Annotated in this window: 7 protein-coding genes; 3 read left to right on the top strand and 4 right to left on the bottom strand. The window is 69.7% G+C overall.

The genetic code is table 11. From position 1 onward, the window contains the following. The 3 genes from CYFUS_RS44065 to CYFUS_RS44055 form a co-directional block, all read right to left on the bottom strand. Complete coding sequence (locus tag CYFUS_RS44065; RefSeq protein ID WP_095990675.1) at nt 1–720, bottom strand: double-CXXCG motif protein; 720 nt, start codon at nt 718–720, stop codon at nt 1–3. 756 nt (nt 721–1,476) lie between these two features. Next, nucleotides 1,477–2,370, bottom strand: a complete 894-nt coding sequence (locus CYFUS_RS44060; RefSeq protein WP_095990674.1) for an enoyl-CoA hydratase/isomerase family protein — start codon at nt 2,368–2,370, stop codon at nt 1,477–1,479. 108 nt (nt 2,371–2,478) lie between these two features. After that, a complete protein-coding gene (locus CYFUS_RS44055) occupies nt 2,479–3,468 on the bottom strand; it encodes an MDR family oxidoreductase (RefSeq protein ID WP_095990673.1) in 990 nt (329 codons plus the stop codon). 148 nt (nt 3,469–3,616) lie between these two features. Here CYFUS_RS44055 and CYFUS_RS44050 point away from each other — a divergent pair, with 148 nt between their 5' ends. Together CYFUS_RS44050 and CYFUS_RS44045 are read left to right on the top strand one after the other, a co-directional pair. Further along, complete coding sequence (locus CYFUS_RS44050) at nt 3,617–4,027, top strand: winged helix-turn-helix transcriptional regulator (protein WP_095990672.1); 411 nt, start codon at nt 3,617–3,619, stop codon at nt 4,025–4,027. A gap of 192 nt (nt 4,028–4,219) precedes the next feature. Continuing rightward, nucleotides 4,220–5,767 carry a M48 family metallopeptidase gene (locus CYFUS_RS44045; protein WP_095990671.1) on the top strand — a complete coding sequence of 516 codons (1,548 nt, stop codon included), beginning with the start codon at nt 4,220–4,222 and terminating at the stop codon, nt 5,765–5,767. Between the two features lie 45 nt (nt 5,768–5,812). On the opposite strand, the gene CYFUS_RS44040 is transcribed toward CYFUS_RS44045, so the two are convergent. Further along, nucleotides 5,813–9,706, bottom strand: a complete 3,894-nt coding sequence (locus CYFUS_RS44040; RefSeq protein WP_232537156.1) for a serine/threonine-protein kinase PknK — start codon at nt 9,704–9,706, stop codon at nt 5,813–5,815. A 390-nt stretch (nt 9,707–10,096) separates the two neighbouring features. Between CYFUS_RS44040 and CYFUS_RS44035 the strand changes: the two genes are divergently transcribed. Further along, nucleotides 10,097–11,914, top strand: coding sequence for an OPT/YSL family transporter (locus tag CYFUS_RS44035; RefSeq protein ID WP_095990669.1), 1,818 nt, complete (start codon nt 10,097–10,099; stop codon nt 11,912–11,914). The last annotated feature ends 368 nt before the right edge of the window (nt 11,915–12,282 follow it).

Raw genomic sequence — 12,282 nt, 5'->3', positions numbered from 1 at the left:
CTATTTCGCGCGCAGAGGGTGAAATGACACACCCTTCAGGCCCAAGCAGCGGCAGGTTTCGACGAAACGCTCCGTGCAGACGATGACGGTGGAGAAGTCCTCCAACCGGAAGACGTCCAGGTGCTTCGGAAGTGTGCTGAGGTCCAGCAGGAGATTGTCGGGCAAGCGAAGTCCACGACGGCTGCAGCGAGGGCAAGGCGGCTTGGGGTTCGGGGGCAGGCAGTCTGGATGGGCACGGCCCGTGACGACGAGTTCCAACTCGAGGAGTTCGGGTGGTGCGCGCTGACGGAAGCGCAATTGGGTGCGGCAGCCCTTGAGGCCGCGCACACCTTCGGCCTGGAGCTTTTCCAGTGCCGTGCGCTCCACCAACAGCCACCAGGGATAGGGAGACACGAGCGGCCCGAAGCGGCCCTGGGCCTTGCCTACGAGGGGGCCAAGCGCTGTGCCCGGTTCCAGCATTGCCCCCGGCGGTAGATAAGGTCGCACCAGTCCACACAGTCGTTCATATTCTTCAATGGGCTCTGCTCGCGCTTCCTCGAAGTCTGCCTTGGTGGCGATAGGCGTGAGGTCCACCGAAGGATAGGCGATGGAGTTGTCACCCCAAGTGGCTCTGCAGCCGGGACACTCAAAGACACCCGGCAGCTTCCATTTGTGGGCGGCGTCAATATCGCCCGTGTATTCCGAGGGTGATGTGTCTTCTTTGATTCTGAAATACGGCATCCATGTGCTCCAAGACTCAGCCCTGACAATAATAAGGCGTGAGAGGGCCGTTCACTCCAGGTAGCTGGGTGCCGCCAGGGTGCGATCTCACCAGCGACCAGGTGCTCCCACCAGGAGCGGCCGCATGGCCTGGGGCATGGGTCCGCGTGCCAGCGAGGTGGCGCAGGCTGCCAGCAGCACACAGAGAAGCGCGAGCCATCGTGGGCAGGGAAGGGGGCGCATGGTCTCGTGGGGGCGGAGGCTCGGGTCGGATGGAGTATAGGCGCGATCGCGGGCCTCGCTCCTGCTCCAATGACGTGGAAGCCGTCTTCGGCGTCCCCGGGGCCTGCGCATCCTCGCGGAGGTGGGGGCGGGCGGGTCGCCGCCGTGGGGGTGCTCTCGCCATCCCGGAAGGGTGTCCCGAGAGGGTGTCAAAGAAGCCCCCCGTGTGCGCTCCGCCAGGCCGAATGCACCGTGCGCGCCAACTCGCAAGTCCGCGGAAGCATTTGAAGGGAAAGGGTTCAAACGTCCACGCCGAGTCTCGTTCTGGTTCGGGTCTCTCGTTTCAAATCCTTTGACACCTCCGGCGCTTCTGGCTCTCCCACGGTTTGTGTGCACTCCGCACGCATTGAACTGACCGGACGAGAGCAGCTTGTCTGCCCGCCACCGGCGAAGCACAAAATGTACGGGAGAGCCACGAAAGCGGATCAGTCCCATCCGCATGCATGCGCCGCTGAATGGGATTGATCAACCAAGGCGGGCGACGCGGGACGCCAGCTAGCCGACCTGCCCTGCCCGTAGCGCGGCGTCATAGCCACCAGGAGCGTAGAGCGGAAGCTCCCCAATCTCGGCTGTCTTCGCCTGGTAGGCGAGCATCAACTTCTGACCATTCGCGGAGACGTTGAGCGTGAGGAATTCCTTGGCTTCGAGCTTGATGCCGTCTGGCAGCGGTAGTGAACCACCGAAGTAGACCGTACGCTTGATGGCGCCTACGGCCGCCTTGTCGCGCTTGCCCAGATGTTGGGCGAGCTCGATGGCCTTCGCTACGACGTCGGCCTTCGGCACCACCGCATCCACCGCACCGAACTCCAGTGCCTGCGCGGGCGTGAATGGCTTGCCTTCGAGGATCGCGACGAGCGAGCGATGTGACCCGACCAGCCGGGTCAGGCGCTGGCTGCCGCCGCCGCCCGGCATGATCCCCAGCAGCACTTCCGGCTGGCCGATGAAGGCGTCCGTGTCGGCCATCACCCGCAGGTCGCAAGCCCATGCGAACTCCGCGCCGAGCCCCAGCGCCTGGCCCTCGAGTGCGGCGACGAACACCACGCCGATGCTGTTCATGCGAAGGAAGATCGCGTGCAGGCGGTCGAGCCCGACGTAGCCCTCCGAGGCCGCCGGCGGCGGCGCACCCGACTTCTGGCGCGCGACGAAGTCGGCGCCGCCTTCCTGCAGCCATTTCACGTCCGCATGGCTCATGAACCGCTGCGGATGCGTGCTGGCGAAGACCACCGCACGCACATCGGGATCCTTGTCCACGCGCTCCACGAGCGCTTCGAGCTGCAGAGCCACGTCGGCGCTGAAGAGCTGCAGCGGACCGCCGTCGATGCGCACCACCAGCGTGGAGCCGTGCGCTTTGATATCGAAGAGAGAGGGCGTGGCTTGTCGTTGTGTCATGTGCTGTCTTCCGTGCCTTGGTGTTTCGGATGTGACGCGTCCCTCGATTCGGTTCGATCGTCGGCGCCTCGAGGGACGGCCTGCGCCGACGGCGTTCCACTCGACCGTTCAGGGAATCCGCACCACCAGGCGCCCCCTGACCTCACCGCGCAGCAGGTGCGCGACGGTGTCGGGGACGTCGGCGAGTTCGATTTCCCGCGTGGCGGCGGCCAGCTTGGGCAGCTCGAGATCCGTCGCGAGGCGTGCCCATGCCGCCAGCCGCAGAGCGCGGGGCGCTCTCACGGTATCGATACCGGCCAGGGTGATGCCGCGGAGGATGAAGGGCGCCATCGACGTCGGCAGGTCCAGGCCCTGCGCGAGTCCGCAGGCGGCCACGACGCCGCGATAGCGCGTCTGCGCCAGAACGTTGGCGAGCGTGTGGCTGCCGACGGCGTCCACCGCGCCGGCCCAGCGCTCCGGACCCAGAGGCGGGCCGGGCCGCGCGAGGTCATTGCGGTCGATGACGTCCGCCGCGCCCAGCGCGCGAAGGTGCTCCGCCTCCGACACGCGGCCGGTGGAGGCGACGACCCGGTAGCCGAGCTTCGACAGCAGTGCGATCGCGATGGAGCCGACGCCGCCGTTCGCACCGGTGACGAGGACATCGCCGTCATCGGGTGTCAGGCCGGAATGCTCGAGCGCGAGCACGCACAGCATCGCGCTGTAGCCGGCCGTCCCGATCGCCATGGCATCGCGCGTGCTGAAGGCGTCGGGCACGGGGACGAGCCAGTTGGCCGGCACGCGCGCCTTCTCGGCGTAGCCGCCGTGGTGCGTCTGGCTCAGGTCCCAGCCGTTGACGAGCACGCGGTCGCCCGGCGCGAACCGGGTGTCATTCGACGACTCGACCGTGCCCGCGAGGTCGATACCGCCTACCAGCGGCAGCCTCTTGATGATCTCGCCGCGCCCTGAAAGCGCGAGCGCGTCCTTGTAGTTCACCGTCGACCATTCGACCCGGACGGTGACGTCGCCTTCGCCGAGCTCGGCGGGATCGAGGTGGGTGAGGGTCGTCGACAGCCCGGCCTCTGTTTTCTTTGTCAGCAGTGCGCGAATGGAGCCTCTCATGGATGCCCACAATGCGGCGGGTACTGACAAAACCACAAGAAGGTACAATAATGATGGTTACTACCAAGGGTGTACGTATGCGGTCCAAGCGCCATGACCCCAAGAGCGGTTGCCCTGTGGAAGCCACGCTACTATCAAGGATGTGTGTATGCGATCCAAGCGCCATGACCCCAAGAGCGGTTGCCCTGTGGAAGCCACGGTCTCGGTGATTGGCGGGCTGTGGAAGCCGCTGATCCTGTTCCACCTGATGGGCGGCACGCTGCGCTTCATGGAAATCACGCGGCGCATCCCGAAAGCCACACAACGCATGCTCACGCTGCAGCTGCGCGAGCTGGAGGACGACGGCGTCGTCGTGCGCCGCGTCTATCCGCAGGTGCCGCCGAAGGTCGAGTACGAACTCACGCCGTTCGGTCGCTCATTGGCGCCGGTATTGCTCACGCTGCGCGAATGGGGCGTGACCTACCTGCTCAGTCAGGGTGTCGAACCCGATGCATTGCCGACGTGTGCGGCGAGCGAGCTGTTGGCATCCAGAGCCAAAGCACCAGCTGCGGCTGGTTAGGGAGACGGCCCCGGTCTGTCCACCGCGCACGCCCTGCCGCCGTGCCCTGCGCGCTTGGATTTCGCAGTCCTGTCCATACACCTTCATGCACGCGGAGCCGGTGCCACCAAAGCTTGAGGTGATGCGTCACCCTGTTTGGCTCAGGGGGTGACTGGCTGCCGGCGCCGGGGTGTGGAAGCATTGGCTCTCATCATGGCCCACTCCACCGGTCTCCTGTTCCGCGCAGCGGTTGCCATCCTCCTGATGGTCCTCTTCTTCAGCCTCGCGCTCACCGCCTCCGCGGGCCTCGTCTACGGCGCGTACGAGCTGGGAGCCTTCACCCTCGAGCACGTGCGCGGCCGCGGCCTCGTCTTGCTCCTGCTCGTCGCGGGCGCCATGGGCTTCGGGGGCCTGGTCATCCTCTGGTCCATCGTCCCGCGGATCGACCGCTTCACCCCGCCGGGGCCGGAGCTGACGGCGAAGGAGCAGCCGGTGCTCTTCCAGGAGATTCACCGCATCGCGGAGATGACGGGCCAGGAGCCCCCCACCCACGTGTACCTCGTCCCGGACGTGAACGCGTTCGTCACGGAGCGGGGTGGCTGGATGGGCCTGGGCAGCCAGCGGGTGATGGGGCTCGGTCTGGGGCTCGTGAACATCCTCGGCGTGAGCGAGCTGCGCGCGGTCATCGCGCACGAGTTCGGCCACTTCCATGGGGGAGACACCAAGCTCGGGCCGTGGATCTACAAGACGCGCGGGGCCATCATCCGCACCGTCCAGAACCTTTACGCGGCCGGCGAGGCCTCGGCGGAGGTGGGCACCGTCGCCTTCGTCCTCAAGGCGGTGGGCAAGCCGTTCGAGGGGTTCGCGAAGGGCTACCTGCGCATCACCCAGGCCATCAGCCGCGCGCAGGAGTACAGCGCGGATGGGATCGCGGTCCGGACCCAGGGGGCGGCGGCGCTGGTGGAGGGGCTGAAGAAGACGCACCGCGGAGGGCTCGCGTTCTCGGCGTTCGTCGACAGCGAGCTGGGACCGCTGCTCGAGAACAAGCGCCACGCGCCACTGGGCGAGGGCTTCCGCCGCTTCCTCGGCGCTCCGAATGTCGCCGAGCGGCTGGGGCAGTTGGAGAAGGAGGAGCTCAGCGAGGGCAAGCAGGACCCGTACGACACGCACCCGCCGCTGCGCGAGCGCATCCGTCACGCCGAGTCGCTCGATGCGCCGTGGGTGGCCCAGGACGTGCGCCCCGCGGTGGAGCTGCTCGCGGACGTGCCGCAGCTGGAGGCGAAGCTCTACTCGGAGTGGACGCAAGGGGCGACGCTCACCCCCATCGAGTGGGCGGAGAGCGCGAGCGTGTTCGTTCCCGACTGGCGGGCGGCGCTGCTGGACGCCCAGCGAGGACTCGCACACGGCACCACGGCCCTCACGCTGCCCACCGAGACCCCGGCCCTGCGCGAGCTGGCCGCCAAGGTGACCGGACAGGACACGACCCATGTTCCCGAGGACACCCTCCAGCAGTGGGCAACCGGCCTCTACCTGCGCGTGCTGAGCGCCGTGCTGGTGGACCACGGCTTCACGCCCTCGAACAACCCGGGAGAGGCCATCGCCTTCACCCGGGGCGAACTCCGGCTCGAGCCCTCCTCGCTGGTGGGGCGCTACCTCCGCGGGGAGCTCGGTCGTGAGGCCTGGAGCGCGAGCTGGCAGGAGGCCGGGCTCGCCGACGCGCCCCTCACCCCCGAGGACGTCCAGCAGCGCCGCTCCGGCTAGTTCTGGAGAGGGTGTCTGGAGAGGGTGTCAAAGAACTTGAGCCGTCTACTGTCCACATAACCGGGCAAGCCCACCCCGCAGGCTGTTGCGCAACCGCGGGCGCATGATGGTGGGAATGTGCTCCGCGCGCCTCAGCGCTTCCTCCAGCAGCGCCACGGCGGCCTGGCACTCGCCCCGCCGCAGCCGGGCCAGGGCCTGCACCTCCAGCACCTCCAGCGGCTCCTGCTCCATGGAGCACGCGTCCGAGCTCGCCTGCAGGGTCTGCCACTCCTCGGGCGAGGTCGGTCGCGTGGTCATCTCCACCACCGAGAAGAGGACGAGCTCGGAGGAACTGAGCGCCGTGCCCGGCCGCTCCGCCAGCGCCTGGCGGATGGCTTGCAGCGCCTGGAGGGCCTGTTCCTCCTTTCCTTCGTAGGCCAGGACTCGTGCCCGCAGCAGCAGCCCCCACGGACGGGACGCCACCTCCGGGTGGGCGCGCTCCAGCTCCACCGCCCGTGCGATGTGTGGCTCGGCCGCCCGGACGTTTCCCGCCTGATAGTGCAGCTCTCCCTGGTTGTACTCGGCGAAGTACTCCCAGCCCACCATGCCCAGCTCCCGCCCCAGTCGCTTGAAATGCTCCTGGTCCTCCAGCGCCCGCGCGAGCTCGCCGCGCGCCACCCAGAGGTTGCGGCGGTTGTTGATGGCGCTGCCCAGGTGCAGCTTGTCTCCGCGCTCGGTGCAGGCGGCGATGCACTCCTCCAGCACCCGCTGCGCGTCGTCGATCCGGCCCAGGTTGGGGAGGATGAAGCCCAGCAACAGCAGGGAGATGATGCGCGACTCGTAGCCGGAATCCCCCAGACGGTGTCCCTGGGTCGCGGCGGCCTCCAGCAGGAGGCGGGCGCGCTTCCACAGGCCCTGGCGGAAGTGGACGCGCCCCATGCCGAGCAGCATCCGCACCTGCAGCAGCGGGGTGTCGAGTCGGGCCACGAGGGCCAGGGACACCGCCTGCTCGACGCGCTCCGCGGAGCGCGCGTAATCATTGGTCCAATCCAGGGCGGTGGCCTCGTCCAGCAGAACCTCCACCTCCTCACGCGCGTCGCCGAGCTGCCGGGCCAGCTCCCGGGCGCGCACCAGGTCGGCCAGCGAGTCCTCGTAGCGGCCCATCCGGTAGCGCATGAGGCCCCGGCCGCGCAGCGCGGCGAGGCACCACGGGCCGGCCGTCTCCGGCATCAGCTCCAGGGCACGGGTGTAGGTGGTCTCGGCCTCCAGGTAGGCGTGACGGCCCCGGGCCGACTCGGCCAGCTCCAGGTAGAGGGCCGTGGCCTCCTCCCGCAGGCCGCAGGAAGCGGCGTGGAAGGCCAGTGGGGGCAGGCGCGGGCGCCCATCGTGGGCCTCGCGGAGGTAGTAGCGGTGGGCCGCGCGGTGGATGCGCCAGCGCCAGCCCTCGGAGATCGATCGGACCACCGCCTCCCGTATCAGCGCGTTGCGGAAGCGCAGGCCCTCTTGCGGTTGGGCCACCAGCAGCCCCAGCTCCACCAGCCGGTGGGTGGCGTGGCGCGGATCCAAGGGGAAGTCGGAGGCGCCGTCCTCCCGCGCCAGCTCCTCCACCACCGCCTCCACCTCCTCGAGGCTGAAGTCGCTGCCCAGCAGCGCGCACAGCCGGGTATGCACGGTGAGCTCGGCCGGCATGGCCGCCAGCTCATGCTGGGCCAGCCACGCCACGAGATGGATTTCCGGCACCCGCTCCAGCTCGTCCGTGGCCAGGTACCAGCTTCCGCCGGGGCGCTGGCGCACCATGCCCTGGCGCTTGAGGCCGCGCACCAGCTCGACGATGAAGAGGGGCACGCGCTGAGCGCGCTCGGCCAGCCGGACCAGGGCCTCCTCGGGCACGCTCTCCGCGGGGCGCAGCTCGGCGCGGCACAGCTCGATCGCATCGGAGAGGGCCAGGGGGCCGAGTCGCAGGGAGTGGTGGTGGGCGGCGCGCGAGCCCCACTGGGGATGGGTGCGCAGGAAGCCGGGGCGGGAGAGCACGCAGACCCAGAGGGAAATCCGGGACTCGGCCCGCGCGGCGTACTCGAGCGCCTCCAGGGCCACCTCCTCGGCGAAGTGGGCATCGTCCAGCAACAGCAGCAGGGGGTGGGCCCGGGCACTGGCGGCCAGCAACTCGCCGGCGGCGCGTACCGTGAGCGCACGCAGGGCTCCGGGGGCGGCCGCCTGGTTCGACAGGTCGGTGGTGGGGGTGAGCCATCCCAGGCAGCTGGCCACCACGGGCCACAGCTCGCGGGCCAGCTCGGCCCCCAACAACGCCTCGCACCGGGCGTGGCCGGAGGCCTCGAGCTCCTCCGGTTCCGTGCCCCTGCCTCCCAGCACCCGGCGCAGCAGCAGGCGGAGGGTTCGCTCGGAATCTCCCTGCACCGGCGCCCGCGCGCGCAGGGTGAGGATGCGGGCCTCGGGGAGTTGCTGCTCCATGAGGTGGAGGAACGCGGTGGCCAGGTGGCTCTTGCCCAATCCCTGATCACCTCTCACGGTGGCCAGGGTCGGGGCCCGCTGTCGCACCGCCGTGACGGCGCTCCGCACCATCGCCTCCAGCTCCCGTTGCAGACCCAGCAGCATCCCGTGCTCCAGCCGCAGCACGGTGGAGGTGTCTTCACCACCGGCCTCTGGAGGGAGAGGGGCCTTGCGGAACAGGCCCGGGTGCTCCGGCACCGGGACGAAGGCCATTCCCGGCAGCATCTTCACCGCCGCCGCCGTCAGCAGCAGCGTGTGCGGCCCCTGCTCGGTGGGGTAGTGCTCCGGGCGGGAGAAGACGGGGCTCAGGTAGCGAGGAAGGCCGTTGGCGTTGCGCAGCACCTTCACCTTGGCCACGTCCACCAGGGCGGTGAGGGCCAGCCCCTCGGTCAGCACGCGCTCGGCGCATTGGCGGGCGCCCTGGAGGGGATGGGCCTCGGCCTCGGGGGCGAAGACGGCGGCGAAGCAGGTGCCCCTCTGGAAGGCGAGCTGTCCGCCGCACTGGGCCAATGCCTTCTGGACCGTGACGGGGTTGGCGCCAGAGCGCAGGAAGAGCGCGGCCACGGAGCAGGAAGAAGCAGTGGCGGACGGGCCTGGAGGCGCAGCGCGCTGGGGAGCAGGCGCCAGGGAGGGTTGCTCCAGCGCCCGCCGCAGGGCGAGGGACAGCTCCCGGGCGGAGGCGTAGCGGCGGGAGCGCTCCTTGGCCAGACAGCGCAGCACCACCTCCTCCAGCGAGGGGGGCACCGCACCCAGTTCGGAGGGACGGGGCGGGCGGCGCGTGAGGTGGGCGCGATGGACGTCCGCGACGGAGCCGAAGAAGGGCGTCCGGCCGGTGAGTATCTCGAAGAGGAGCACTCCCGCCGCGTACACGTCCGTGCGCGCGTCCAGCGTCGCCCCCAGGCACTGCTCGGGCGCCATGTACTCGGCGGTGCCGATGTAGACCTGTTCGTCGATGGAAGGAGCGCCGTCCTCCACGACGACCAGCGGTCGCGCCAGCCCGAAGTCGAAGAGGCCCACGGCCCCAGCGGCCTCGTCGACGAAGACGTTCTCCGGCTTGAGATCGCAGTGGATGAGGCCCCGGCCGTGGACGGCCTCGAGCGCCTCCACCAGCGCCAGCGCGCAGCGGCCCGCCTCGGCCAGAGGCCCCTCCTGCCGCTCCAGCAGCCCGGCCAGCGTCGGGTGGGCGATGAACTGCATGACGAGGTAGGGCCGGCCCATGGCCAGCCGGTCCGTCTCGTACACCTCGGGCACGGTGGGTGGACCGATGGTGCGCAGCGCCTCGGCCTCCTGGCGCATGCCCTCCTCGACGGGGGCTCCGCTGCGGTGGGCGACCTTGATGGCGACGTGCTGGCCATCTCGCTGGCGCCGGGCGGACAGCAGGGTGCCGAAGCCGCCTCGCGCCACCGGGCGCTCCACTTCATATCCGGGAATGACCAGCGGAGGCGGAGACATGAGGGAAGGCGTCTCGGAGGGGATGGCCCCCTCGGGACAGCGCAGATGGCTCCCGGCCCAACGCCGACCGCATGTCATGCAGCGTGGCATGGCTCTCCCCCCTGGAGTCACGCATTGACGAAACTCAATCGTATCAGAAGCCAGCCGGCAAATCGATGTATCACGGGAAAACTAGCCAGCTCTGTCACCCGCGGAGTCGAAGCCTCATACCCAGACATGGAGGGCGGAGGCGGTGACAGAGAGAGCGAGAGATAACCTCGCCCGGCGGGAGGACGGTGTCGGAGCGTGAACAGTTGCACGCTGGCGGGTGGTGAGAGGGATTCTCAGGGAGAGCGGGTCTGCCGGAACCTGGAGGAGAGGCCCGGGGCGCGGCCTCCCAGGGGGACAGACATGACGAGGAACCAGGTGGATTCCGTCCTGAAGAAGGAGGACGTCCCGGGGCCGGAGACTCGTATCGAAGGTCCGCGCTACCTCGTCGGGGCCGGGCCGCGGCCATCCGCCAGGGATGAGCCGATGGCGCGGGCGCTGGTGGTGGGCAGCCTCATCGGCGCGGTGCTGGCCGTCAGCAATGTCTACATGGGGCTGAAGCTGGGCCTGTGGGAGAGCGGCAACATCATCGCCACGTTGCTGGCCTTCGGCGGGATGGCGGCGCTGTCGAGGTGGAGGGGAACCGCGGGCCCATCAACGGGAGAGCTCCAGTTGGCGCAGACGGTGGCGACCTCGATGGGCATCCATTCGGCCACCGCGGGACTGATGGGGGCCATTCCGGCGCTGACGCTCATGGGGGCCACCCCGCCGGGCTGGGCGGTGGCGCTGTGGGGCGTGGGGCTGGGCTCGCTGGGCGTGTGGGTCGCGTTCGTGCTGCGCCGGAGGTTGCTGGAGGAGGAGGCGTTGCCGTTTCCCACCGGGGTGGCCACCGCGGACCTCATCTCCACGCTGAAAGCCCGAGGGGAGGCGCCTCCGGTGGGGGCCCGGGGACTTGGGTGGGCGGGCCTGGGCGCGGTGGGGGTGACCTGGCTGCGCGAGGGACCGCGGCTGTTCCCGGGGTGCTCGTTCTTCCCGGGGAGACTCGGGGGCGTGGCGGCGGAGCAACTCCAACTCGGGGTGGGCTGGAGCCCGCTGCTGCTGGGCCTCGGCGTGCTGGTGGGGCCGCGCGTGGGAGTGAGCCTGCTGCTGGGGGCGGTGGTGGCGTGGGGCCTCCTGGCGCCCTGGCTGGTGCGGGAAGGGAGGGTGGCGACGAGCGGGTTCGAGCACCTGGTGGCCTGGCTCACGTGGCCCGGGGTGGGGCTGATGGTGGGGGCCTCGGTCGTCACGTTCGCGGCCCTGGGGCGTCAGGTGCCGGCGCTGGGGGCGGATGTGCTCCGGCTCTGGCGGAGGCGCGCGGCCGGGGAGCGCCTGGCGTTCCAGTGGCAGGCGAGCGTGGTGCCGCTGGCCGTGCTCCTGGTGCTGCTCCTGGGAAGCACCGTATTCGGACTGAGGCCGTGGCACTTGCTGCTGGCGCTGGTGCTGCTGCTCCCGCTGTGCACGGTGGGCGCGCGCGCGGCGGGCCAGACGGACATCTGCCCGGTGGCCACCATGGGGGCCCTGCAGCAGGTGGCCTTCGGGGCCGTGGTGCAGGGCCAGCCCACGCTCGGCGTCGTCGCCGGCTCGGTGGTGGCGGGGCCCCTGGCGAGCACCAGCGTGGGCCTGTGGTCGCTGCAGACCGGGCGCCTGCTGGGGACCTCCGTGCTCCGTCAGTTCCAGGCGCAGTTGCTGGGGGTGGTGCTGGGCGCGGCGGTGTCCCTGCCCACGTATGTCCTGCTGGTGGAGGCCCATGGCCTGGGCTCGCCGGAGCTCCCCGTGCCCGCGGCGCTGCAGTTCCAGGCCCTGGCCGAGTTGAGCGCCCGGGGAGTGGAGGGCCTGCCTCCCTCCGGCGCGCTGGCGGCGGGCCTGGGACTGCTGGCCGGCATCCTGCTGTCGCTGCTCGCCCGGGGCCGCCTGGAGCACTTCGTCCCCTCGGCGGTGGCGGTGGGTATCGGCTTCCTGGTGCCAGCGTACTACTCGGTGACCATCTGCCTGGGCGCACTGCTGGCCGCGGGCGTGAGCCGTGCGTGGCCCGCCTCGACTCCGGCCCCGCGGGGAGTCGGAGCGGGGCTCATCATCGGCGAGTCCCTCATGGGGGTGCTCCTCGCCCTGTTGGGCCTGCTCGGCCTCGTGTCTCGCGCCTGAGGGCCGCGTCGCACCGCGGAGCGTCGTGCAGCGGCTCCTCGCGGTGTTGGCTTGTTTCTTCGGTAATCTCTTCACCGAATCCCAAACACAATTATTATTACACCTGCACTTATATAACTCCTGAAAAGGTGTCAAAGAACTCGTTTCGCCCTGTTGGGCCTGCACGGCCTCGTGTCTCGCGCCTGAGGGCCGCGTCGCACCGTGGAGCGTCGTGCAACGGCTCCTCGTGGTGTTGACGACCGGATGCCGCACCGTGCTCCCCGGTGCTACGGAAATCCGAGCCCTCTGTTCGTGATACAGTCTGAACCCTGGAGCCTGTCTCCTGGGTACCTGCTCCTTCGTGGCTCCCCGGGCCCGCGGTCGTTCGC

This window comes from Cystobacter fuscus, from assembly GCF_002305875.1.
Lineage (GTDB): Bacteria > Myxococcota > Myxococcia > Myxococcales > Myxococcaceae > Cystobacter > Cystobacter fuscus_A.
Note: the sequence above shows the minus strand (reverse complement) of the source record. Positions and strands in the feature narration are given on the sequence as shown.

Bases quoted from the DNA above. Each gene is read 5' to 3' on its own strand.
- CYFUS_RS44050 (WP_095990672.1), top strand. From the start codon at position 3,617: ATGCGATCCAAGCGCCATGACCCCAAGAGCGGTTGCCCTGTGGAAGCC.
- CYFUS_RS44060 (WP_095990674.1), bottom strand. From the start codon at position 2,370: ATGACACAACGACAAGCCACGCCCTCTCTCTTCGATATCAAAGCGCAC.
- CYFUS_RS44065 (WP_095990675.1), bottom strand. From the start codon at position 720: ATGCCGTATTTCAGAATCAAAGAAGACACATCACCCTCGGAATACACG.
- CYFUS_RS44045 (WP_095990671.1), top strand. From the start codon at position 4,220: ATGGCCCACTCCACCGGTCTCCTGTTCCGCGCAGCGGTTGCCATCCTC.
- CYFUS_RS44035 (WP_095990669.1), top strand. From the start codon at position 10,097: ATGACGAGGAACCAGGTGGATTCCGTCCTGAAGAAGGAGGACGTCCCG.
- CYFUS_RS44055 (WP_095990673.1), bottom strand. From the start codon at position 3,468: ATGAGAGGCTCCATTCGCGCACTGCTGACAAAGAAAACAGAGGCCGGG.
- CYFUS_RS44040 (WP_232537156.1), bottom strand. From the start codon at position 9,706: ATGTCTCCGCCTCCGCTGGTCATTCCCGGATATGAAGTGGAGCGCCCG.